This is a genomic window from Vibrio sp. 03_296 (assembly GCF_002265885.1).
Map to the genome: position 1 here is coordinate 31,152 of NZ_NPKW01000148.1, position 24,861 is coordinate 56,012.

General features: G+C 45.9%; 23 protein-coding genes. 19 read left to right on the plus strand and 4 right to left on the minus strand.

The features are described 5' to 3' along the window. Positions 1-180 precede the first annotated feature (180 nt). Together udk and CIK04_RS20250 are read left to right on the plus strand one after the other, a co-directional pair. Positions 181-822: a uridine kinase gene (gene udk / locus CIK04_RS20245; protein WP_011080832.1), complete on the plus strand. Its 642-nt coding sequence runs from the start codon at positions 181-183 to the stop codon at positions 820-822. A 142-nt stretch (positions 823-964) separates the two neighbouring features. Beyond that, a complete protein-coding gene (locus tag CIK04_RS20250; RefSeq protein ID WP_097353067.1) occupies positions 965-3,073 on the plus strand; it encodes an AsmA family protein in 2,109 nt (702 codons plus the stop codon). Between the two features lie 72 nt (positions 3,074-3,145). Here the strand turns inward: CIK04_RS20250 and cobO are convergent, their stop codons facing one another. Beyond that, entirely contained in the window at positions 3,146-3,787 is a 642-nt protein-coding gene (gene cobO / locus CIK04_RS20255; RefSeq protein WP_045588867.1) for a cob(I)yrinic acid a,c-diamide adenosyltransferase, read from the minus strand. Positions 3,788-3,867: 80 nt separating this feature from the next. Between cobO and CIK04_RS20260 the strand changes: the two genes are divergently transcribed. Next, positions 3,868-4,326 carry a low molecular weight protein-tyrosine-phosphatase gene (locus CIK04_RS20260; protein WP_026060841.1) on the plus strand — a complete coding sequence of 153 codons (459 nt, stop codon included), beginning with the start codon at positions 3,868-3,870 and terminating at the stop codon, positions 4,324-4,326. Between the two features lie 46 nt (positions 4,327-4,372). Here the strand turns inward: CIK04_RS20260 and CIK04_RS20265 are convergent, their stop codons facing one another. Together CIK04_RS20265 and rne are read right to left on the minus strand one after the other, a co-directional pair. Further along, complete coding sequence (locus CIK04_RS20265; protein WP_097353066.1) at positions 4,373-5,932, minus strand: SulP family inorganic anion transporter; 1,560 nt, start codon at positions 5,930-5,932, stop codon at positions 4,373-4,375. A gap of 260 nt (positions 5,933-6,192) precedes the next feature. Further along, a complete protein-coding gene (gene rne / locus CIK04_RS20270) occupies positions 6,193-9,324 on the minus strand; it encodes a ribonuclease E (protein WP_097353065.1) in 3,132 nt (1,043 codons plus the stop codon). Positions 9,325-9,981: 657 nt separating this feature from the next. Between rne and rluC the strand changes: the two genes are divergently transcribed. Next, positions 9,982-10,929: a 23S rRNA pseudouridine(955/2504/2580) synthase RluC gene (rluC, locus tag CIK04_RS20275; protein WP_097353064.1), complete on the plus strand. Its 948-nt coding sequence runs from the start codon at positions 9,982-9,984 to the stop codon at positions 10,927-10,929. Positions 10,930-10,968: 39 nt separating this feature from the next. On the opposite strand, the gene CIK04_RS20280 is transcribed toward rluC, so the two are convergent. Beyond that, positions 10,969-11,553, minus strand: coding sequence for a nucleoside triphosphate pyrophosphatase (locus CIK04_RS20280; protein ID WP_017422311.1), 585 nt, complete (start codon positions 11,551-11,553; stop codon positions 10,969-10,971). A 149-nt stretch (positions 11,554-11,702) separates the two neighbouring features. On the opposite strand from CIK04_RS20280, the gene yceD reads away from it, so the two are divergent. The 15 genes from yceD (at position 11,703) to CIK04_RS20355 (ending at position 24,817) form a co-directional block, all read left to right on the plus strand. Continuing rightward, complete coding sequence (gene yceD, locus CIK04_RS20285; protein WP_011080824.1) at positions 11,703-12,227, plus strand: 23S rRNA accumulation protein YceD; 525 nt, start codon at positions 11,703-11,705, stop codon at positions 12,225-12,227. Between the two features lie 35 nt (positions 12,228-12,262). After that, positions 12,263-12,433, plus strand: a complete 171-nt coding sequence (gene rpmF, locus CIK04_RS20290) for a 50S ribosomal protein L32 (protein WP_011080823.1) — start codon at positions 12,263-12,265, stop codon at positions 12,431-12,433. Between the two features lie 10 nt (positions 12,434-12,443). Next, the gene (plsX, locus tag CIK04_RS20295; protein ID WP_017790652.1) at positions 12,444-13,469 is read left to right on the plus strand and encodes a phosphate acyltransferase PlsX; all 1,026 of its coding nucleotides are present in this window, start codon (positions 12,444-12,446) and stop codon (positions 13,467-13,469) included. 5 nt (positions 13,470-13,474) lie between these two features. Then, a complete protein-coding gene (locus CIK04_RS20300; protein WP_017790651.1) occupies positions 13,475-14,425 on the plus strand; it encodes a beta-ketoacyl-ACP synthase III in 951 nt (316 codons plus the stop codon). A gap of 75 nt (positions 14,426-14,500) precedes the next feature. Further along, positions 14,501-15,424 carry an ACP S-malonyltransferase gene (gene fabD / locus CIK04_RS20305; RefSeq protein WP_038940245.1) on the plus strand — a complete coding sequence of 308 codons (924 nt, stop codon included), beginning with the start codon at positions 14,501-14,503 and terminating at the stop codon, positions 15,422-15,424. A 12-nt stretch (positions 15,425-15,436) separates the two neighbouring features. Next, complete coding sequence (gene fabG, locus CIK04_RS20310) at positions 15,437-16,183, plus strand: 3-oxoacyl-ACP reductase FabG (protein WP_011080819.1); 747 nt, start codon at positions 15,437-15,439, stop codon at positions 16,181-16,183. A gap of 165 nt (positions 16,184-16,348) precedes the next feature. After that, positions 16,349-16,585 carry an acyl carrier protein gene (gene acpP, locus CIK04_RS20315; protein WP_011080818.1) on the plus strand — a complete coding sequence of 79 codons (237 nt, stop codon included), beginning with the start codon at positions 16,349-16,351 and terminating at the stop codon, positions 16,583-16,585. A gap of 91 nt (positions 16,586-16,676) precedes the next feature. Next, a complete protein-coding gene (gene fabF, locus CIK04_RS20320) occupies positions 16,677-17,918 on the plus strand; it encodes a beta-ketoacyl-ACP synthase II (RefSeq protein WP_017422308.1) in 1,242 nt (413 codons plus the stop codon). Between the two features lie 85 nt (positions 17,919-18,003). Continuing rightward, positions 18,004-18,807 (plus strand): aminodeoxychorismate lyase, encoded by an 804-nt coding sequence (gene pabC, locus CIK04_RS20325; protein ID WP_097353063.1) that lies wholly within the window; start codon positions 18,004-18,006, stop codon positions 18,805-18,807. Continuing rightward, a complete protein-coding gene (gene mltG, locus CIK04_RS20330) occupies positions 18,804-19,820 on the plus strand; it encodes an endolytic transglycosylase MltG (RefSeq protein ID WP_039447714.1) in 1,017 nt (338 codons plus the stop codon). Before pabC ends, mltG begins: the two co-directional genes overlap by 4 nt. Then, positions 19,817-20,455 (plus strand): dTMP kinase, encoded by a 639-nt coding sequence (gene tmk, locus CIK04_RS20335; RefSeq protein WP_017422305.1) that lies wholly within the window; start codon positions 19,817-19,819, stop codon positions 20,453-20,455. Before mltG ends, tmk begins: the two co-directional genes overlap by 4 nt. Before the next feature lie 4 nt (positions 20,456-20,459). After that, positions 20,460-21,416, plus strand: a complete 957-nt coding sequence (locus tag CIK04_RS20340; RefSeq protein WP_097353062.1) for a DNA polymerase III subunit delta' — start codon at positions 20,460-20,462, stop codon at positions 21,414-21,416. After that, on the plus strand, positions 21,407-22,174 hold the full coding sequence (locus CIK04_RS20345) for a TatD family hydrolase (protein WP_097353061.1): 768 nt from the start codon (positions 21,407-21,409) through the stop codon (positions 22,172-22,174). Before CIK04_RS20340 ends, CIK04_RS20345 begins: the two co-directional genes overlap by 10 nt. A gap of 442 nt (positions 22,175-22,616) precedes the next feature. Beyond that, entirely contained in the window at positions 22,617-24,047 is a 1,431-nt protein-coding gene (ptsG, locus tag CIK04_RS20350; protein WP_013572065.1) for a PTS glucose transporter subunit IIBC, read from the plus strand. A 368-nt stretch (positions 24,048-24,415) separates the two neighbouring features. Then, on the plus strand, positions 24,416-24,817 hold the full coding sequence (locus tag CIK04_RS20355; protein WP_017422302.1) for a hypothetical protein: 402 nt from the start codon (positions 24,416-24,418) through the stop codon (positions 24,815-24,817). Positions 24,818-24,861 lie beyond the last annotated feature (44 nt).

The following is a 24,861-nucleotide window of genomic DNA, read 5'->3' on the forward strand; positions in this document are numbered from 1 at the left end:
TTATTGCGAGTTAAAGAATAAATAATGACCAGGTAAACGTTTGCCTGGTTTATTATTCTTCGTAGTACACACAATGCACCACGAAACTGGGAAAAGCGACTAGTATCTAATGAGTGAACTCCTTATAATCAGGCGGTTTATCTTATTCCCACTGCAAAAAATCATCATCGGGTGCAACTAATGTCTGAAAAAAGTCAATGCGTCATCGTCGGTATTGCTGGCGCTTCTGCTTCTGGTAAAAGCCTCATCGCCAGTACGATTTATAACGAACTACGTGCAAAGGTGGGAGACCATCAAATCGGTGTGATTACGGAAGATTGCTACTATAACGACCAAAGCCATCTGAGTATGGAAGAGCGCGTTAAAACGAACTATGACCACCCGAATGCACTTGATCACGATCTTCTTTGTGAACACTTAGAAAAGTTAATGAAAGGCGAGTCGGTTGAAGTACCTGAATACAGCTACACGGAACACACTCGTACAGAAAACACCACCACGATGACACCAAAGAAGGTGATCATTCTAGAAGGCATCCTGCTTCTGACGGATCCTCGTCTGCGTGATTTGATGCATGCGACAGTGTTTATGGACACGCCACTTGATATCTGTCTACTTCGCCGTGTGAAACGCGATGTGGAAGAGCGTGGTCGTACGATGGAATCGGTACTCAAACAGTATCAAAAAACCGTTCGTCCAATGTTTATGCAGTTTATTGAGCCGTCTAAACAGTACGCAGATATCATCGTTCCACGTGGTGGTAAAAACCGCATCGCGATTGACGTACTGAAAGCGCACATTGCAAAACTATTGAAAGCTTAAGTCATTGTCTTGTCAGTGAGCTTTATTTTTATTTAAGAAAGTGGCACTTTAAGTGCCACTTTCTTTTTTTGGAACAAGAACCGCGTAAAATAGGTGTTATCTCTGTTCTTGTCTCAACTCTTGCATGCAAAGGAATACGCATATGAAAAAACTGTTCCTTATTCTGGCTGCGCCTATCGCGGTTGTCGTGATGGCTGCGATAGCGCTAGTGACCTTAGTGAACCCCAATCAATTTAAACCGCTGATCACCGAACAAGTGGCCAAGCAAACGGGTTTAGAATTGGTGATTGAAGGCGACATTGAATGGCAATTTTTTCCTTCGATTGGTTTTTCTCTAGGCAAAACGGAATTAAAGAATCCTCAGGGCTTTTCTCAAGAAAACTTGTTTAAAGTTGAGAGCGTTGGGATCGATATCTCGGTGATGCCTCTGCTTGATAAAGTCTTGCAAATTGGTGATGTTCGCCTTGATGGTGCGGAGTTCCATCTAGAGACGCGTAAAGATGGGCAAAAGAATATTGATGCGTTGACTCAGCAGCAGAAAGCGCAACAAGAAACGGTTCAGCAAGAGGTGAGTTCGGAGCCTACTACGGATGCATCCCAGCAACCTGGTGCGGCGGCAGGTTGGCGTATGGAGCTGGCCGGGATCACGGTGAGCAATGCCAAGCTCGTTAACCAAGATCGACAAGCAGGTACTTCACTTGAACTCTATGATGTGAATTTCTCACTTTCAGAATTCGCCTTTGATCAATGGACCAAAGCGGAATTTTCAGCCAAAGGAAAAAACAACCAGCAACAGTTCAGTGCAAACGGCAAGCTTGAGTTTCAGTTGGCGCAAGATTTCTCTTCTTATGCTCTGCGTAATATCGAGCTAAACAGCCAGTTTAGCGATCCAGCCACGAAGATGGATACCATCAAGTTGGTACTGGACACTTTCGAGTTTGATAAAGACAACGCACTGACATTTGAAATCAAAGGCCAAGCATCGGGCATGGAGCTTTCGGCCAATGGCTCGGCGCAGTTGCATGTGGATGCAGCCATCAACACAGTGATGGTGAAGGCATTCCAGTTGGAGTCACAATTAAATGGGAAATCACTGCCTCAATCGCCAATGAAGGTGGCAATGAGCTCTGAGGTGACCTTTGATGTGCCAAGCAGCCATCTATCGCTTGTGCTGAATAAATTGACCGCCAACGCCATTGCATTAGACGGTAAAGCCGATGTGACGTTAGCTGAGATTCCGAAAGTGCGCTTTTCACTGCACAGTCCAGAGATTGATCTCGATGAATTTCTCGGCCTAACGCAGCCATCGCAAGAAACGGCAAGCACAAACAGCAGCAATGACAAAAACGCGCATCCAGAGGCAAATAACGAAGTTGAGCCTGACCTGAGTGCATTAAAAACGTTGGATGTGATTGGCCAAGTGAGTATTGATAAGTTCAAAGCCAATAATGCCAAGCTGCAAAATGTCATCACCAAGTTCACGGTGAACCGTGGCATCGCGACGTTAGATCGCTTTGATGCCAATCTATATCAAGGTTCTATCAATGCCAGCGCGAAACTGGATGCACGTCGTTCACCAGCCACTTATAGTGTGAAAAAGCGCATCAAAGGTGTTCAGGTGCAACCGCTGTTGGTGGACGTGGCACAAAACGACAAGCTGGAAGGTACTGGCAATATCGATGTTGATGTGAAGGGATCAAGCTTAACGCCAAGCGGTATTCAGAAAAACCTTGTCGGCACGGTTGAAATCAATTTTGCTGATGGTGCCGTCAACGGCATTAACGTCGCGCAAATGATTCGTGAAAACTACGCCAAGATTAAAGGTAAAAAGTTAGATGCCACTGATGGGGTGCAAAAAACCGACTTCAGTTCAATGACGGCAACGTTGACGTTGAACAAAGGCAAGGTGACAACCAATAACATGCACATGCAATCTCCGCTACTGCGTATTCGTGGGAAAGGGGAAGCAAACTACATCAATCAAACGGTTGATTTTACGGTCAGCACTTCAATTGTGGGATCGCTAGAAGGCCAAGGCGGTAAGGACATCGACGAACTGAGAGACGTGACCATTCCTATTAATATTTCAGGCAGTTGGGCGGATCCAAAATTCAAGTTGGTGTTTGATGATGTGTTAAAGCAAAAAGCCCAAAAAGAGATTGACCGCGGAGTCGAGAAGTTGACCGATAAGATCAAAGATGAGAAAACCAAAGAGGCGGTGGATGGTTTACTTAAAGGCTTGTTTAACTAGCTAAGTCATAGAAAGAGCAGGGCGACATCATGTCGCCCTGTTTATAGATTGGCGTAGGTAAAAGCATTTCCGTTACCAGTCGACACCTTTTAGTGCCTTGATGCCCGATTCAAACGCATGTTTCACATTTTTTACTTCGGAGACGGTATCAGCCATCTCAATTAAGGTGCGATGAGCGCCGCGTCCAGTAATGATGACCGATTGCATTTTGGGCCTATTATTGAGCGCTTCAACCACCTCTTCTAATTCGACATAGCCATAGCTCACCATGTAGGTTAGCTCATCAAAGAGCACCACATCGATCGAGTCGTCTTGAAGCATACGCTGACACTCTTTCCATACCGTTTGAGCGGCTTGAGTGTCGCTTTCCTTGTTTTGTGTTTCCCAAGTGAAACCCGTCGCCATCACTTGAAACTCAACGCCCAGTTTTTCTAAAAGATTACGCTCGCCATTGTCCCAAGTTCCTTTAATGTACTGAGCGACGGCGCATTTTTTCCCGTGCCCAACTGCGCGAGCGATCGTCCCAAAACCGGAGGTTGATTTGCCTTTTCCATTGCCCGTAATGACGAGAAGCAGTCCCTTTTCTTCCTGAGCTTGAGCAATTTTAGCGTCGACTTGCTCTTTCACTTTTTGTTGGCGCTCTTTGTGTCGCTGAGCTTTTACTTGCTCTGTGGATAGGTTTTCGCTTGATACGCTTTCGTCAGACATAGACATCCCTTTTCAGCTTTTCGATTTTGCGGCTATGATAGACCATGTCGAATGGAAGAAAAACCACTGATATTACAGGGGATAGAATGAAGAAAATTTTGGTTGTCTGTATGGGAAACATTTGTCGTTCCCCAACTGGAGAGGCCGTATTAAGAGCAAAAGCACAGCAACTGGGGGTTGATGTAGAAGTGGACTCTGCAGGGACGATAGGTTACCACGCAGGCAATACCCCGGATCATCGGGCCATGCAGGCAGGGCAGCAACGTGGTTACTCTTTTAGTGGCATTCGTTCGCGTCAAGTTGACGCCGAAGATTTTGTTAAGTTCGATATGATTCTAGCGGCAGACAAAGCGAACTTAGCTGACCTTTTTGATATTTGCCCAAAGGAGTATCGTCACAAAGTGTCACTGTTTCTCAGCCATGCAGAGTTGGATGTGGATGAAATTCCTGATCCTTATTACGGCGGTGAGGAAGGGTTTGATTTGGTGCTGGATCTTATCGAAGCCGCGTCAGAAGCGATTCTTGAGAACGTTGCAAAGAACTAACGACCCTACAAAAAAGGGGATGACGTGAACTCATCCCCTAAAGTGATTATCCCGCGAGTACGTCGGTGGCGACTTTATAGCTCGGATCTTCTTTGACGTTAATCTCGACCAAACTTCCAGCCTTATCAAGCAACTTGCGGCAATCTGGACTCAAATGACGCAGGTGCAGCGTTTTGCCAACGGCAGAGTATCGCTCCGCTAATGTTTCGATCGCTTCGATTGCCGAGTGATCGGTAACACGAGAATCGGCAAAGTCGACGATGACATCGCTTGGGTCTTGCTGCGCGTTGAATAGTTCAAGGAAGTTAGCCGTTGAACCAAAGAAGATAGGACCATGAATCCTGTACTCTTTAGAACCTTCCTCGTTCATACGGGTATCTGCGTAAATGTGTTTTGCGTGGTTCCAAGCAAACATCAGTGCTGAAGCTATCACGCCGACAGCAACTGCCACTGCTAGGTCTGTCATCACTGTTACGACCGTCACGAGCACGATAACAAAGAAATCTTGCTTAGGTACGCGGCGTGCCAGCTTGAAGGTGGCCCATTCAAAGGTACCGATCACCACCATAAACATTACCCCAACGAGAGCAGCAAGAGGGATCATTTCAATCAGTGCGGCAGCAAATAAGATAAACATCAGCAGCGCCACAGCAGCAACGATGCCTGAAAGACGCCCTCGGCCACCTGAATTGACGTTGATCATCGATTGGCCGATCATCGCACAGCCACCCATTGCTCCGAAGACAGAACAGGTCATGTTTGCCATACCCTGCCCGATACACTCTCGGTTTGACTGACCACGGGTGTTGGTCATTTCGTCCAACACGGTGAGCGTTAATAGTGATTCAATCAAGCCAATAGCCGCAAGAATCACCGCGTATGGGAAGATGATTTGCAAGGTTTCCAGATTAAAAGGAACCATAGGTAAAGCAAAGGTCGGTAGGCTACCCGCGAGAGTGGCGCCTTCGTCACCAGACATGGTACGTAGGAAATCAACCACCGTACGAGTCTCAAGATCAAAGCCAATCACTAAGCCTGTTACCGTCACGATGGCAACAAGAGATGAAGGGACGACCGTGGTTAACTTTGGTAAGAAGTGGATGATGGCCATAGTAAGAGCGACAAGGCCCAACATCAGCAACATCTGATCTTGAGGTAACCAAGTGAGTCCACCTGCTGCATCCGCCATTTTAAACTGGCCGAGTTGCGCGAGGAAAATCACGATCGCGAGACCATTGACGAAGCCGATCATAACTGGATGCGGCACGATACGGATAAATTTGCCCAGTTTAAATAGACCTGCGGCAATCTGCAAAATACCTGCGAGCATAATCGCGGCAAACAGATACTGGACACCATGTGAAGAAACGAGCGAAACCATGACAACTGCCATTGCGCCAGTTGCGCCGGAAATCATACCTGGACGTCCACCGAAAATCGAAGTGACTAAACCCACAATAAAGGCTGCGTAGAGGCCAACCATAGGGTCAACGCCAGCAACGAAGGCAAAAGCAACGGCTTCTGGCACCAATGCTAGCGCAACGGTGAGCCCGGAGAGCACATCATTTTTTACTGAGTGCTTTGAAAATTGAGGAAATTCGAACATGTGTTTTGGCTAATATCGTTAAATGAATTTACCCGACACAAGTTCGCAAAGCATTAAAACTGAAACCTATCCTTGATCTGCGATTAAGGTTCGCTGATTGAGGAAAAAAGAGCTTGTTTGCACCCGTGCCGAAAAGCTGAGTCGCAAGATGCTACAGAAAAGTGTGATTAAGTTCAATAATGATTAGGGTGATGAATGGATATTTACAAGTAATAAAAAGGGCCATCCGAAGATGACCCTTATGTTTTTAGCTTAAGGCGTTACACCATGTCTGGCTTTGTCATTGCCGCTGAGGCTTGACTTGTCGCCACTTGGCTACCCGCACCACGCTGTGAATAGCGCTCTGCTTTAAATGGTGCCGCGACAACTTGGATCTCAATAAGCTCTTGAGGGCCAGGTGCCTTAGTCATCGGTGCTGAAGCTTGCGCTTTAATTACCTTGATAGAGCTTTCGACTACTGCCACAGTTGCTTCGGTTTCGTTTGAGACTGTTTCCGTTGCGCTTTCCACTTCTGCGACAACCTCAGTCGTTTCAACGATTTCTGCCACTACTTCTGTAGTTTCGATAGAAACCTGTTCTACTGGTTGTGAAGCACTTTCAACTTGAGGCTCGATTTTCTGAACTTCAGTTTCTTGAATCGGTGCTACAGCCGCGTTCTCTACCATTGGTTCTTCAGTAACCACCTCAACAACGGCTGCTTTTGCTGGCCTGTTGTTACGAGATTTAGAACGTTTTGGCTTCGTTTCAGTCGGTGCTTGTGCAGCGGTGATATCGCGACTGATGATCACTTTACCCATCGCCATTTCTGGACATGCGACACCACCTTGCATTGCAGGTACTGCAGCAACGGCTGTTACAACCTCTTCTTTAACCGCTTCTTCTTTCTTAGCAACTGGTTTTGGAATGTAACGAGGCATCACTTTACCCATGGCCATTTCTGGAGAGGCAACCCCACCTTTACGTAGGCGGAATGGGTTAGGGCGACGATCACGACCGCGACGACGACGTTGTCCACTTGCTCGTAGATGACGAGGAGAACGACGATTACGACGTGGTTTTTCTTCGTTTTCGTTGTTGTCCATCGCATCGACAGAGTCAGCAACCACTTTCTCTGATTTCTCAGATACCGGTGTGTTTTGCTTATTAAAGACTTCTGCTTCAACGACTGGAGCTACATCCATAAGCGTTTCTTCAGCTTGTTCTAGCTGATCTTTCACGCGAACAGGTTTGTTGAGTTTACGACGCTGACGGCGCTCTTTCACTTTCTCCGCTTTGCTTGGCGTTTTCTGACCTTCTTGCTTCGACGCACCTTGTGCTTCGGCAGCAAGCTGTAGGCCTTTCTCTGCCACTTTCGCGTTTGCTTTGCTCTCTACTGCATTATCTGCTTTGTTTTGAGCCGGTCTCTGCTTACGCTTTTGCTGAGAACGTGGTTTGATTGCTTCATCTTGAGTCTCAACGACGTTTTCATCACGATTGCGCTGACGACGTTTGCCATCACGGTCACGATTGTTGTCGCGGTTGTCACGGTTATCACGGTTATCACGGTTATTACGACGACGATCGTTACGGTCACGTTTTTGACGACGGTTGCCTTTCTCACGGTCGTCTTTGCGTTCGGTCTTCTCTGCTTCTGCTTTTTCTTCAGCAGAACCGAATAAGAAGCTACCCAATGCTTTGATTAAGCGACCAAACAAACCCGGTTTCTCTTCTACCTGCGGTTTTTCATTTGCCACTTTAGCAACCACTGCTTTTGGCGCTGGAGTTGGAGCTGGCACAGATTGCGCTGGAGAAGCAAAACCTTTAAGCACAGGCTCTTCGATTTTCTTCGGCTTGTATTCGGTTTCGGGGCTCTCTTTGCCTTCCGCTTCTTTCATTGCTTCGAGTTTCTTCGGTAGCAGGTAAGAAAGCAGATCCACTTCTTCACCTTCACGCACACGAATCACTTCGAAATGCGGCGTTTCCATATCAGAGTTTGGAACAACGGTGATCTTCACTTCTTGAATACGTTCAATGTGGTTCACAGAGCGACGTTTTTCATTTAGAAGGTAAGAGGCGATAGGCACAGGTACAACAGCCAATACTTGTGCAGTGTTGTCTTTAAGTGCTTCTTCTTCGATAAGACGAAGAACAGAAAGAGCAAGAGATTCGTTATCGCGAACCACACCTGTACCACTACAACGAGGACAGATATGATGGCTTGCTTCTGCAAGAGAAGGGCTCAAGCGTTGACGAGACATCTCTAACAGACCAAAGCGAGAAATACGGCCGATTTGAACGCGAGCGCGATCGAGACGAACGGCTTCACGCAGACGGTTTTCTACCTCACGTTGGTGGCGTACGGGTGTCATATCGATGAAGTCGATCACCACAAGACCACCAAGGTCGCGAAGACGCAACTGGCGAGCGATTTCATCTGCTGCTTCTAAGTTGGTATTCAGTGCGGTTTCTTCGATATCGCCGCCCTTTGTCGCACGAGCAGAGTTGATATCGATAGACGTCAGTGCTTCTGTTGGGTCGATAACGATAGAGCCACCGGAAGGCAGACGCACTTCACGTTGGAAAGCCGATTCGATTTGACTTTCAATTTGGTAGTGGCTAAACAGTGGCACTTCACCGTCATACTTCTTCACGCGATTAACAAAATCTGGGCGAACCAACTGAATGTGTTCTTTGGCACGTTCATAGATGGTGTTGCTATCAATAAGAATTTCACCAATGTCACGGCGTAGATAGTCGCGGATAGCGCGAACGATTACGTTACTTTCTTGATGAATCAAGAAAGGTGCTGGATTGGATTCAGAAGCATCTTTGATGGCGGCCCAGTGCTTAAGCAGAACGTTTAAATCCCACTCTAGCTCTTCAGCGCTCTTACCAACGCCTGCCGTACGCACAATAAGACCCATACCTTGCGGTAGTTCCAGTGTGCTCAATGCAGATTTTAATTCGGTGCGTTCATCCCCTTCGATACGACGGGAGATACCGCCGGCACGTGGGTTGTTTGGCATAAGAACTAAGTAACTACCCGCTAGGGAAATAAAGGTCGTCAATGCCGCACCTTTGCTACCACGTTCTTCTTTTTCGATTTGAACGATGACTTCTTGACCTTCCGTCAGCACCTCTTTGATGCTTGGGCGACCTTGGTAAGAGTAACCATCTGGGAAATATTCTTTGGCAATTTCTTTTAGAGGAAGGAAACCGTGACGCTCAGCTCCGTAATCTACAAATGCAGCTTCCAAGCTAGGTTCAACACGGGTAATACGTCCTTTATAGATATTTGCTTTTTTTGACTCATGTCCAGGACTTTCGATATCTAGATCGTAAAGTCGCTGGCCATCAACCAAAGCGACACGCAACTCTTCTTTTTGAGTTGCGTTAATCAACATTCTTTTCATTGATAATTTCTCGTTGTCTTTATCTTTTATTGTCTTAATTACCTGTCACTGAATATCGCTATCTCATGGTGCCTGATCCCGTGGTTTACGCGTTGCAGCCTCCCGGCTGGAAGGGGATGCTCTAAGGGCACGTCAGTCATCACAAACAAAGAATTGCCTGTGAGCCGCATTAATATCGGTAATTACTCAACATGAGTGTGCGATGAGTAGTGTGACAGTTATGTCGGTTTTGATATGTCTTACGCCAATTGCTGCATTCAAACACCAACAAACTACTCATTTGCTTGTGGATAAATGGTCGGTTTTGCATAAAATTCAACCAGACCTACCTTCGCAGCTGTGAACTATAGCAGTGGACGGTAATATCAGCAACGAGCATTGCGGCAAACGATGAAATTTTTTCGTGTTTCATTCAATTTTGCGTTTGCTAACTGATTGTTTAATAAACAACGATTGAGTTATTAGTAACCTGTGAGTAACTTTGAACTGCTCTATTACACGGTCAGCAAAAATTCTACGGTTTTCCTAGTCGTGGAAAACCGCTAAAATGTGCGGCTTTGCGAACAAATAGCACAAGTTTGCCATAATAATGACTTGCTCGATGCTTGTATCACAACAAGTCAGCAGACCCAGCAAATTTACCTTTAGAATAGCGCCATGAATGAAATAAGAACTAAAGTCCAAATCGTCGATATTGATGAAGATATGGCAGGGCAGCGTATTGATAATTTTCTACGCAACCAACTGAAAGATGTTCCGAAAAGCATGATTTACCGAATTGTGCGTAAGGGAGAAGTGCGCGTAAACAAAAAGCGAGTTAAGGCCGAATATAAATTGGCTGCTGGTGATGTTGTTCGCATTCCACCGGTAACCGTTGAGAAAAAAGATCCTGAAACGGCACCGAGTACGAAACTAAACAAAGTGGCTGAACTGCAAGATTTGATCATTTATGAAGATGACCATCTGTTGGTGTTAAATAAGCCTTCAGGTACCGCCGTCCATGGTGGAAGTGGTCTCAAGTTTGGTGCTATCGAAGCGTTACGTGCACTGCGACCAGAAGCGCGTTTTCTTGAACTCGTGCATCGCATCGACCGTGATACCTCTGGTATTCTTTTGGTGGCGAAAAAACGGTCAGCTCTGCGTCATTTGCAAGCGCAGTTTCGTGAGAAAACAGTACAGAAATACTATTTTGCACTAGTGATGGGAGAGTGGAAAAACAGTTGCAAAGTGGTTAACGCCCCATTACTGAAAAACGAAGTCAACAGCATTGTGCGCGTCAATCCAAACGGTAAGCCATCAGAAACCCGCTTTAAGGTAATCGAGAAGTTTGAACAAGCGACGCTGCTCCAAGCTAGCCCTATTACGGGAAGAACCCATCAAATTCGAGTTCATACTCAATATAGTGGGCACCCCATTGCCTGGGATGACAGATACGGCGATCGACGTTTCGATGCTTATACTGCTCAGCATGGACTGAACCGCTTGTTCCTTCATGCCGCCAACATTCGCTTTACACATCCGGCGACAGAACAACCAATGGAAATCAACGCGCCGATGGGAGAGCAGTTGGAAAAGGTCGTTCAGTCATTGCGAACCAGACGATAAGGAAAAAGGGATGAGCGAATCATCCCTTTTTCTTTTGTATCAACCCAAAATGTGCATGCCTTGTTGAGCTAGTAAGTCAATGAGGTCGATTAAGGGGAGGCCAACTAAGGTATTGGGATCTTTGCCTTCTAACTTTTCAAACAAAGCAATCCCTAATCCTTCACTTTTGAAACTGCCAGCACAGAAGAATGGCTGTTCTTTATCCACATAGCGCTCAATTTGAGCTTGGGTCAGTGGGCGAAAATGCACTTTGAACTCATCAATGCAAGAGCGTGTTTCTCCGGTTTCGCTGTTGTAAACCGCCAACCCAGTATAAAACACAATGGATTGGCCACTTTGAGCGGTCAGTTGTGCGATGGCATTTTGTCGACTATGAGGTTTACCCACAATGTTACCGTCAATAACGCACACTTGATCGCTGCCTATCACCAAGCTTGGTTGGTTGATTTGACACGATTGCGCTTTGCTTTCGGCAAGTCTCAAGACCAACTGTTGTGGGGACTCGCCTTCCAGTGGGGTCTCATCGCAGTTTGGAGAGAGAGTTGAAAAAGGAATTGCCAGTTTTTCCAGCAGTTGCTGACGAAATGGTGAGGTAGACGCTAAAACTAGTTGGTAATTTTCCATTTTGGCTTACAATTTGACGGAGCATTCTTCATAGCATAACGGATTCCCGTTGGAGCATGCTAATGCTCTGTATAACAAGCGCAAAAAAGTACAACTTTTTTGCCTTTTCCTTTGACTAAATTCTTTTTGGAAGATAATATTCGCGCCCTATGCAAAAGGTAAAAATACCGCGAACGGTGGATCCAGCCAAAGCCGCGCAGAAGAGATTGGATTACGATGGCATCATCCAAGCCAGTCTGTTTAAGCGTCTAGCTGAAATGACCGAAGGCGTAAAACGCGACGCAGAAGTCTATTTGTCATTTGAGATAGATGAACAGCGACTTGTTGTTATCTCTGGTAAAGCTAACATCGAAGTCGGTTTAGAATGTCAACGTTGTAATGAGACCTTCACGCATCTGTGTGAAGTAGAGTTCACTTATACTCCTTACTACAGTGAGAAAAGTGAGCAAGATGCCCCAGAATGTTACGATTTGGTAGATCTTAACGAATATGGCGAAGTCGACCTTATTCAACTTGTTGAAGATGAGTTCATCTTAGAATTACCTCAAATTGCAATGCATGACGAAGCGGATTGCAGCGTTGATTCAAATAACATGGTTTTTGGTGAGATTCCTGAAGAAATTGAGGAAACAAAACCAAATCCGTTCGACGTTTTAAAAAGCCTAAAGCGCTAAGCTTTAAGCTGAACCATAACATAGGAGTAGGGTCAATGGCCGTACAACAAAACCGTAAGACACGTTCTAAGCGTGGCATGCGTCGTTCACACGATGCGCTAACTACAGCTGCACTATCTGTAGACGCGACTTCAGGTGAAACTCACCTACGTCACAACGTAACCGCTGAAGGTTACTACCGTGGCAAAAAGGTTATCAACAAGTAAGGTTGACCCTTTGCAAAGTATTACCGTTGCACTTGATGCAATGGGCGGGGATTTCGGTCCACGCGTCACAGTGCCTGCCGCCGTGCAGGCACTGTCTCATTTCCCAGAGCTAAAAGTGATTCTTACAGGTGATCAACAACAGATCACGTCCCAACTTTCCTTATTAGGTTACAAACCTGATGCTCGCCTGAGCGTTCAGCATTGTGATCGAATGATTTCTAATTCCGAAAAGCCTTCTTTAGCCCTGCGCAATAGCCAAGGCAGTTCAATGCGACATGCAATCGAGCTTGTTGCGGACTCAACCGCCGATGCATGCGTCAGCGGTGGCAATACTGGCGCACTCATGGCGCTTTCTCGTTTTATTCTCAAATTGCTGCCGGGAATCGACCGGCCTGCATTGATCTCCGCTTTACCAACCGTAACGGGTGGTCGCAGTTGGATGTTGGATCTTGGTGCCAATGTTTCGTGCGATGCGGATACTTTGTTTCAGTTCGCTGTCATGGGCTCTGCTCTTGCTGAAGAGCATTTGAACCGTGCTCCAAGAGTCGCGGTGTTGAACGTGGGCGAAGAAGAAACGAAAGGCAATGATTTGGTGAAGCGTTGCGCTGAACTGCTATCGCAAACACAAGCGGTTCACTTTGTCGGCTACATTGAAGGGAACCAAATCTTAAAAAACGCAGCAGACGTGATTGTATGCGATGGATTTGTTGGCAACGTCTGCCTAAAAGCCAGCGAAGGAACTGCGCAGCTGTTTATCGAAAAAATAAAAACCAGCATGATGGCTTCGTCGATAAAGGGTTGGATAGCCAGAATATTGTTTTCTGGGCTATTTAATGAACTAAAAACACTGAACCCCGACCAGTATAACGGCGCAAGTTTGCTAGGATTGCGCGGCATTGTCATAAAAAGTCATGGAAGTGCTGATGTATCTGCCTTAGTTAATGCGATTGGTGAGGCGGTACACGAGGTCAAACGACAAGTACCAAGCCGTATAAGCGATCGTTTGGAAGCGGTTTTACTCGAGAGGCATTATTAGTCTTCATGTATAGCAAAATTTTAGGTACTGGCAGCTACCTGCCATCTCAGATCCGCACCAATGCTGATCTAGAGAAAATGGTAGAGACAAGTGATGAGTGGATTGTTGCCCGAACTGGTATTAAAGAGCGTCGTATTGCTGCTGAAAATGAAACGGTAGCTGATATGGGTTTTTATGCGGCTCAAAACGCGATAGAGATGGCAGGTATCGATAAAAATGATATTGACCTGATCATCGTTGCGACGACAAGTGGAAGCCATACTTTTCCTTCATCTGCATGTCAGGTGCAGGCAAAGCTTGGCATCAAAGGTTGTCCTGCATTCGATTTAGCTGCAGCGTGCTCAGGCTTTGTCTACGCACTTTCTATTGCTGATCAACATATTAAAACGGGTATGTGTAAAAACGTACTGGTTATTGGTTCTGATACTTTATCGAAAACTTGCGATCCAACGGACCGCTCGACCATTATCTTATTCGGTGATGGCGCAGGTGCTGTGGTTGTTGGAGCAAGCGAAGAGCCGGGTATTCTGTCTACTCACATCTACGCGGATGGTGAGTTTGGTGATCTTCTTAGCTTAGAAGTACCTGAGCGCGGCAAAGATGCCGACAAGTGGCTGCATATGGCGGGTAACGAAGTATTCAAAGTTGCGGTGACTCAGTTATCGAAACTGGTTAAAGACACTTTGGCTGCGAACAATATGCATAAATCTGAGCTCGACTGGTTAGTTCCTCATCAGGCCAACTATCGCATTATTTCAGCAACGGCGAAAAAATTGTCAATGTCTCTTGATCAAGTGGTGATTACCCTTGATCGTCATGGCAATACCTCTGCGGCAACCGTACCGACGGCATTAGATGAGGCGGTGCGTGATGGGCGTATTCAGCGTGGTCAGACGCTACTACTCGAAGCCTTTGGTGGCGGTTTCACTTGGGGTTCAGCGTTAGTTCGCTTTTAATTAAGAATTCTTAATTTTGCTGTTGCTCGTGAGTAGTAACAGTATTTTATTTAGCTTCGGTTAAGGAAAATTACTATGAGCAAGTTTGCTATCGTATTTCCAGGTCAAGGTTCTCAAGCAGTTGGTATGCTGGCAGATCTTGGCGAACAGTATGAAATCGTTAAACAAACATTTGCACAAGCGTCAGAAGCGCTTGGCTACGATTTATGGGCACTGGTACAAAACGGTCCTGCGGAAGATTTGAATCAGACGTTCCGTACTCAACCTGCATTGCTGGCTTCGTCGGTAGCGATCTGGCGAGTGTGGCAAGAATTAGGTCTTGCTCAACCAGAAAACTTGGCAGGCCATAGCTTGGGTGAGTACTCAGCATTAGTGTGTGCGGGCGTGATTGATTTCCAAGAAGCGATCAAACTTGTCGAGCTTCGTGGTCAACTTATGCAAGAAGCAGTACCAGCAGGGACTGGCGCGATGTACGCGATCATCGGTCTAGATGATGAAGCGATTGCCAAAGCTTGTGAAGAAGCGGCGCAAGGCGACGTGGTCTCTCCAGTGAACTTCAACTCGCCTGGCCAAGTGGTGATTGCAGGTAGCAAAGACGCAGTAGAGCGTGCGGGCGCACTTTGTAAGGAAGCGGGTGCCAAACGTGCTCTTCCTCTTCCAGTTTCTGTGCCTTCACACTGTGCACTAATGAAACCAGCAGCAGAGAAACTCGCGGTTGCACTGGAATCTATCGAATTCAAAGCCCCACAGTTGCCAGTGATCAACAACGTGGATGTGGTTGCAGAAACCGATCCAGCGAAAATCAAAGATGCCTTAGTTCGTCAACTGTACAGCCCAGTTCGTTGGACTGAAAGTGTGGAACTAATGAGTTCACAGGGTGTCGAAAAATTGCTTGAAATGGGCCCTGGTAAAGTATTGACAGGTTTGACAAAGCGTATTGTCAAATCACTAGAAGCAGCGGCAGTAAACGATGTTGCATCGCTTGACGCTGTAAAGTAATAGGGAATAAAAATGACTGACTTATTAAACCTAAGCGGTAAAGTTGCGTTAGTAACGGGTGCGAGCCGTGGTATCGGTCGTGCAATCGCAGAAACTCTGGTTGCACGTGGCGCGACAGTAATTGGTACCGCGACTTCAGAGAACGGCGCAGCGGCAATTTCAGAATACCTAGGCGAAAATGGCAAAGGCTTTGCTCTGAATGTGACGGATGCTGAATCGGTTGAAAGCGTACTAAAAGCAATTAATGATGAGTTCGGCGCGGTCGATATCTTGATTAATAACGCAGGTATCACACGCGATAATCTGCTTATGCGCATGAAAGACGACGAATGGAACGACATTATGGACACTAACCTAACGTCTATTTTCCGTCTTTCTAAAGCAGTGATGCGTGGCATGATGAAAAAACGTGATGGCCGCATCATCAACGTTGGTTCTGTTGTTGGCACAATGGGTAACGCAGGCCAAGCAAACTACGCGGCGGCGAAAGCGGGTGTTATTGGTTTCACAAAATCATTGGCTCGTGAAGTTGCATCTCGTGGTGTAACGGTCAATACTGTAGCGCCAGGTTTCATTGAGACGGACATGACTCGTGCTCTAAATGATGAGCAACGTGCCACCACTTTGGCGAATGTTCCAGCAGGTCGTCTTGGTGATCCTCGTGAAATTGCGGAAGCTGTGGTATTTTTGGCGTCGCCAGCTGCTGCTTACATCACTGGCGAAACACTGCACGTCAACGGCGGAATGTATATGGTCTAAATTATGTTCACTATCTGTGCATGATTTAGGTCAAATATGTAATGAAAATCGGTTAAAATCGCGTAAATTGTGGTTTGACCAGAAAAGTTGGTCTTGCAACTTTTAATAGTTTGAATAAACTACGGAAAACATCGCATAAAGCGAACTCTGTAAAGGAAAAGAAAAATGAGCAACCTCGAAGAACGCGTAAAGAAAATCATTGTTGAACAACTAGGTGTTGATGAGTCTGAAGTTAAAAACGAAGCTTCTTTCGTAGACGACCTAGGCGCTGATTCTCTAGACACCGTTGAACTAGTAATGGCACTAGAAGAAGAATTCGACACTGAGATCCCTGACGAAGAAGCTGAAAAGATTACAACTGTTCAAGCTGCGATCGATTACGTAACTGCGAACGCTCAGTAATCATCTCCCCCAGGCGGTCACCTAGACCGCCTGTGTTTTTTCTAACTTCTTCTATCCTCTCATAGAAATTCAATCCCCGGAGAATTATATCGTGTCCAAGCGTCGTGTAGTTGTCACTGGCATGGGTATGTTGTCACCGGTTGGCAACACCGTAGCAGAATCCTGGAAATCCCTGCTTGAAGGCAAAAGTGGTATCGTCAATATCGATCATTTCGATGCAACTAACTTCTCTACCCGTTTCGCCGGTTTGGTAAAAGACTTCAACTGCGAAGAATACATGTCTAAAAAAGATGCGCGTAAAATGGATCTCTTTATCCAGTACGGCATTGCAGCAGGTATTCAGGCTTTAGACGATTCAGGTCTTGAAATTACGGATGAAAACGCACACCGCGTTGGTGTTGCGATCGGCTCTGGTATCGGCGGTCTAGATCTTATTGAAGCAGGCCACACCGCTTTAGTTGAAAAAGGCCCACGTAAAGTTAGCCCATTCTTCGTTCCTTCAACCATTGTAAACATGGTTGCAGGTAATCTATCTATCATGCGTGGTATGCGCGGTCCAAACATCGCGATTTCTACGGCATGTACTACTGGCTTGCATAACATCGGCCATGCAGCGCGAATGATCGCTTACGGCGATGCTGACGCTATGGTTGCTGGTGGTGCAGAGAAAGCATCCACACCGCTTGGTATGGCTGGCTTTGGTGCGGCGAAAGCTCTTTCTACTCGTAACGATGAACCACAAAAAGCGTCTCGTCCTTGGGACAAAGATCGCGATGGTTTCGTATTAGGCGATGGTGCTGGCATCATGGTACTTGAAGAGTACGAACATGCAAAAGCACGTGGCGCAAAAATTTACGCTGAGTTGGTTGGCTTTGGTATGTCAGGTGATGCTTATCATATGACTTCACCAAGCGAAGACGGCTCTGGTGGCGCACTAGCGATGGAAGCGGCAATGCGTGACGCAGGTATTGTTGGTACACAAGTGGGTTATGTGAACGCTCACGGTACATCAACACCAGCAGGCGATGTGGCTGAAATCAAAGGCGTGAAACGTGCCCTTGGTGAAGAGGGCGCTAAACAAGTTAAAGTATCTTCAACGAAATCTATGACCGGCCACCTACTTGGTGCTGCAGGCTCTGTTGAAGCGATCATTACCGTGTTGTCGCTGGTTGATCAGATCGTTCCACCAACCATTAACCTGGATAACCCAGAAGAAGGTTTGGATATCGATCTTGTTCCACATACTGCGAAGAAAGTGGATATGGAGTACGCCATCTGTAACTCATTCGGCTTCGGTGGAACAAACGGCTCACTCGTATTTAAGAAAATCTAACACTCATTTAGGTTTCTGAAACTTGTATTTAAACGGCTTGATGCTTAGCATTAAGCCGTTTTGTTTTTATTGGGATATAGATAGCATGTATTGGGTCAATGGCGTTGTAGCAACGGAAGTTTCTCTCTCAGACCGATCATTCCAGTATGGTGATGGCTGCTTTACCACCATGAAAACATTGAATGGCCAAATCGAGCATTGGCCATTGCATATTGAACGGATGGAAGCGTGCTTACAGGTTCTTTCCATTCCTCTCCCTGATTGGGCATTGGTTGAACAGTGGCTGCACCAGGCCGCGTTGCCTGATGCGCGAGGTGGGTTGAAATTGCACATTAGCCGCGGAGAAGGTGGTCGCGGTTACAGTCCCAGTGGTGTTGCTACGCCTAACGTTACCATCTCGAGTTTTTCCTATCCTGTTCATTATTCCCAATGGCAACAATACGGTGTCGAGCTCGGTGTGTGCCAAATACCACTCGGTCTCAATCCTATTCTTGCAGGACACAAACATAATAATCGTCTTGAGCAAGTTCTTTGCAAAGCGGAGCTCGATGCGTTGGGGTACCAAGATGGGGTGACGTTTAATGTGCAAAACCATGTGATTGAAACTACAATAGCCAATCTTTTTTGGGTTAAGAATGGTGTACTTTTTACTCCCGATCTCACTTTGAGTGGGGTGTCTGGTGTGATGCGTCGCTTGGTGATGGGCGAGGCACAACGTCGTGCGATAGCGTGTCAGGAAATCAAAGCAGACTTGTCCTCTTTATTGGAGGCTGAGGAAGTATTCATGACCAACTCGTTACTGGGTGTTGCTCCGATCAACCAGATTCTCGAAACCCGGTACCCAATCGGTACCACAACACGATATTTTCAAGGAATTTTTAACTCGTGATAAAAAAAATAATAGGGCTGCTCTTTATTGCTGCGTTGATGATAGGCGTTGCCGCTGTTTGGGCATATTCACAAACCAAAACCTACGTTAACCAACCGCTCAAAATCGAGGGCAGTGAGATCATCACCATTCCTTCAGGAAGTGGCTTTGGCCGCACATTGGCCATACTGACAGAAAAAGGCTGGATTGATGAACCCACACCTCTGGCGCGCTTAATTCCAAAACTCTACCCAGAAATTACTCGAATTAAAGCAGGTACTTACCAAATCCAATCAGAGATGTCGCTTTATCAAGCGTTGGAAGTGTTCAATCTTGGCAAAGAGCATCAATTTACCATCACATTCGTCGAGGGAAGTCGTTTCCAAGAATGGATGGTGCAGATGGCACAAGATCCTTATTTGGTTCATGAATTAGCAGGTTTGAGCGAAGCAGAAATTGCCAAGCGACTGGAGATTCCCTATGAAAAGCTTGAAGGCCTTTTTCTCGCGGAAACCTATCACTATACCTACGGCACCTCTGATGTTGAGTTACTCAAACGCGCACATGAGAAGTTAAACCGAGTGCTGGATAAACATTGGCAGCAGCGTCAAGAGAAGTTGCCGTTAGACAACAGTTATGAAGCATTGATTCTTGCCTCCATTATTGAGAAAGAAACGGCTATTGATGAAGAACGAGAGCGAGTTGCTTCTGTATTTGTGAACCGTTTGAATAAGCGAATGCGTTTGCAAACGGACCCTACGGTGATTTATGGCATGGGGGAGGCTTACGATGGCAACATTCGCAAGAAAGATCTGCGCACGCCAACGCCCTACAATACTTACGTGATTAACGGATTACCACCTACGCCAATTGCGATGGCTGGAGAAGCCTCTATCGCTGCCGCATTAAATCCAGAGAACAGCAGTTATCTTTACTTTGTCGCTAGCGGTAAAGGTGGGCATGTGTTCTCAAAAACATTAGCTGAACATAATAGAGCAGTAAGAGCATATCTGCGGGAATTAAAGAAAAGATGAAGCAAGCAAAATTTATTGTCATTGAAGGTTTAGAAGGCGCTGGGAAAAGCACGGCAATTCAAACAGTTTTGGACACATTACGCCAAGCAGGGATTAATGAGATTGCGCAAACACGTGAACCGGGTGGCACACCTCTGGCGGAAAAGATGCGAGCTCTGGTGAAGGAAGATCATCCTGGCGAGCATTTGCATGACATGACCGAGTTGCTACTGCTCTATGCTGCGCGAGTTCAGTTAGTTGAGAATGTCATTAAGCCTGCGCTACACGAAGGAAAGTGGGTGGTGGGTGATCGTCATGATCTCTCTTCCCAAGCGTATCAAGGCGGTGGTCGCCAAATTGATGCGACACTAATGAAAAATCTGCGTGACACTGCATTAGGAGAGTTTAAGCCAGCCTTTACTCTGTATATGGATATCGACCCTAAAGTGGGCTTGGAGCGAGCGAGAGGGCGAGGAGAGCTTGATCGCATCGAAAAAATGGACATCAGCTTTTTCGAAAGAACACGTCAGCGTTATTTGGAGTTAGCGAAGAGCGATGCGTCTATCGTTACGATTAACGCAGAGCAAAGCATTGAGCAGGTCGCGAACGACATTCGATCTGCGCTCAACCTTTGGCTAGAACAGTTACAGGATTAAGGTTTTGACACACTATCCTTGGTTAGCATCGACATGGCAAGGGCTGCAGTCGGCCATGTCAGCACAGCGGTTACCTGGTGCCATCTTGTTGCAATCCGACGTTGAACTCGGTGTTGATGAGCTTATCGAAAAGTTTTCGGCGGCTTTGCTGTGTAAGACTTACCCTGATGAGGGGTGTGGCTTTTGCCATAGTTGCGAGCTGTTAAAGTCGCAAAACCATCCTGATCTTCATTTCATTAGGCCAGAGAAAGAAGGCAAGGCTATTACTGTTGAGCAGATACGCCAATGTAACCGTCAGGCACAAGAATCCTCTCAAATGGGCGGATATCGTTTGTTTGTTATCGAACCTGCGGAAGCGATGAACGAATCGGCTTCAAATGCGTTGTTGAAAACATTGGAAGAGCCGTCTGGGAGCTGCCTATTTTTGTTGATTTGCCACGATAAGAAACGGTTGTTGCCTACTATCATCAGCCGTTGTCAACAGTGGAGTATAACGCCTCCTGAGGTCTCTGAGTCTATGCAATGGTTGCAACAACAAGGGATCAGTGTGAATGAGTCCTTTCTGAAACTGGCTCATTACTCGCCCGTGACGGCAATGCACATGGCAAAAGAATCAGAGTTTCAACACTATGAAAAACTCGAAAGACAGTTTGTGGATTTCTTAATTCAGGCGGATTCTGACTACGTGTCACTATGTCAGACAATTCAAGCAGCAACGTTACGTAATCTCTCGTGGTTGTGGTTACTGCTTTCTGATGCGCAGAAGGTTCATTTTGGCTTGCAAAATGAAGAAACATTGCAAGGTGGTCAAGCGCTAGGGCAACTGCCTTTGAGCGGATTACAAACCTCAATGGTAAAACTCAATCAATTAAATCAACAGTTACATCAGTTTTCGGGTTTAAACGAAGAACTGATGATCATCAACTGGTTAATCGAAACTAGAGAGGCATTATGTTTGTAGATTCTCATTGTCACCTAGACAAATTGAATTACGATGATCTGCACATAGATGTTGCTGACGTGATCAACAAAGCCAAGCAGGTAAATGTTGAGCAATTGCTGTCTGTCGGTGTGACATTGGATTCTTTTCCAAAAATGCTTGAGCTCATTGAGCCTTTTGACAACGTACACGCCTCTTGTGGAGTGCACCCATTAGACGTGGAAAGTCCCTTTTGTTTGGACAAAATGAAAGCCTACGCCTCGCATTCTAAAGTTGTGGCTATTGGTGAAACGGGTCTTGATTATCACTATAAGCCAGAAACGCAAGCCTTGCAGCGCGAACGTTTTGAACAGCAAGTCGCACTCGCGGTTGAGCTGAATAAGCCACTGATTATCCATACGAGGCAAGCGAGAGAAGATACCTTAGCCATTCTTCGCAATGGGGGGGTAGATAAATGCGGTGGCGTGATTCACTGTTTTACCGAAGATCTTGCTTTTGCTGAAGCGGCAATGGCGCTCGGTTTTTACATCTCTATCTCTGGAATTGTCACGTTCAGACAAGCAACGGAGCTTAAAGAGGTAGTAAAACACATTCCTTTGGAACGGTTGTTGATTGAAACGGATTCCCCGTACTTGGCACCTGTACCTCATAGGGGCAAAGAGAATCAACCCGCCTATGTTATCGAAGTTGCTGCATATATCGCACAGCTTAAAAACATTTCCTTAGCAAGTGTTGGTGAAAAAACCACCCAAAACTTTAAAAATCTTTTTTTGCGATAGAAAAAGAAAAATTGATTAAAAAGAGAGCAAATGCTCTCTTTTTTTATTTTTTCCCCATAAATTAAATTAAATTTTCTTGTTAACTAAATCTGTTGATTGAAATTGACGAAATTTAATCAAATGTAATTTTGTTACTAAAAATAACATTGCAATCAATTTTATTTACCCATCGAAATTAATAGTGGTATTAATATAATTCTTATAAAACAATAATATATGATTAGATGTAAGCGTATTGATAGGCTTGTTTGTGTGTGATCCGTGACTTGTTTTGAAACTAATTTTCGTAACTCTGTAGAAAGTTTGAGGGGCATCAAGATATATTTAGAGGCGGAAAATATAATGCAACATGTGGTTACATTTTCATAGGGTGCTAACATTTAGGCTACGGGGGTGTGCCGTTAGAACCCAAAATACTAATAAATTAATCAGGAGCATAAACATGTTTAAGAACCTTTTTGCTAACCTGCAAAAAGTTGGTAAAGCGCTGATGCTACCAGTATCGGTTTTACCAGTTGCGGGTATTCTACTAGGTGTGGGTGCTGCCGACCTTAGCTTCATTCCAGATATCGTATCAAATCTGATGGAGCAGGCGGGTGGTTCTGTATTTGGTCAAATGGCACTACTGTTTGCGGTAGGTGTGGCACTTGGCTTTACGAATAATGACGGCGTAGCAGGTCTAGCTGCGATCGTTGGTTACGGCATCATGACAGCAACACTTGCAGTTATGGCTGGCGTAATGGGCGTTGAAAAAATCGACACAGGTGTCCTTGGTGGTATCCTAGTCGGTGGTGTTGCTGCTTGGGCATTCAACCGTTTCTTCAAGATTCAACTACCAGAATACCTAGGCTTCTTTGCTGGTAAGCGTGCTGTGCCGATCATCACTGGTTTCACGGCTATCGCTCTTGGTATCCTACTATCAATCGTATGGCCTCCAATCGGTGGTGCTATTGCTTCTTTCTCTGATTGGGCTGCTCATCAGAACCCACAAGTTGCATTCGGTATCTACGGTATTGTTGAACGTTCTCTTATCCCATTCGGTCTACACCACGTGTGGAACGTACCATTCTTCTTCGAAGCGGGTAGCTGTGTGAACGCTGCAGGCGAAGCTCAAAATGGTGTTCTAACGTGTTACCTAGTTGCAGATGAAGCTTCTCGTGCTGCGGGCAATGGCTTCGGTCAGCTAGCTGGCGGTTACATGTTCAAGATGTTTGGTCTACCAGCAGCAGCGATCGCTATCGCACACTGTGCTAAGCCTGAGAACCGCGCGAAAGTAATGGGTATCATGGCGTCAGCAGCGCTGACTTCATTCCTAACCGGTATTACTGAGCCAATCGAATTCTCATTCCTATTCGTTGCTCCTGTACTTTACGGTATCCACGCTCTACTAGCGGGTTCTGCATACGTTGTTGCTAACACTCTAGGTTTTGTACACGGTACTTCATTCTCTCACGGTCTGATTGACTTCCTAGTTCTATCTGGTAACGCGCAGAAGATGGGTCTGATGATTGGTGTTGGTCTCGTTTACGCAGCTATCTACTACGTAGTATTCCGCTTCGTTATTCAAGCGATGGATCTTAAGACTCCAGGTCGTGAAGATGAAACGGAAGAAGCAACAGCGACTTCTGGTTCAGACCTTGCTGGTGAATTGGTTGCTGCGTTCGGCGGTAAAGCAAACATCACAGGTCTAGATGCATGTATCACACGTCTACGTGTGGCTGTTGCTGACACAGCAGCGGTAGACCAAGATAAATTGAAGAAGCTAGGTGCAGCAGGTGTTGTTGTCGTTGCAGGTGGTGTTCAAGCTATCTTTGGTACTAAATCTGACAACCTAAAAACTGAAATGGATGAGTGGATCCGTAACCACGGTTAATCCCTAACACTCATTGATTGACAAAAGGAGGCTGAGGCCTCCTTTTTTATTGTCCCTCCCGACTTGAAGCTACAGCGATGCAAGCTACGTTCGTTTATGGAATCGCCAGCCAGGCACCATCACATCGTGTATCTGTACTCAAGGGGATTCATTCATTTGCCGCTTATCTGCTACTCAAGTCATTTGGCTGCATCCTTCCCTCAATCTTCACACCCTCATTTGCAACGAATTATCGTAGGGCTAACCGTTGGCTGACATGGCGTAATGGCTATACGGACAAAATTGCATCACTGCTATTGCAGAGCAACGCAAAACCTGATCTGTGGCGATGTTTACAGCTTTTGTTTTTTTATTAATAGGACGTTTAGATGAAAAAGTGGTTAGTGGCTTCTCTTTGTTTATTTCCTTTCGCTACTCTAGCTGCAGAACAAAAGACCGACCTTGCTGTCGGTATGGCAGTGGACCAGCAGTTAAGTGTCGTGATTGAATTGAATCAGCAGTACCGAGGGGTGATTGGTAATGATGGTTTAGCATTGGATTACCTCGCGAAAAAAGGCACGTTTAATCAAGATATCCCTGTGACTTGGTATGTTGGCGTAGGTGGCTGGGCTGAGTGGAATGATGACTTTGGCTTTCGCGTGCCGCTGGGGCTTAATTGGGACCTCACTCACGGTTGGGATCTGTATGGTCAGATACAACCAGAGCTCAGTTTATACAAAGGTGCAGAATTGCAGCTTGGTGGCGCAGTAGGTATTAAATATCAGTTTTAGAAGACAAGAAAACCGGCTTAAGCCGGTTTTCATTTATGTGCAGT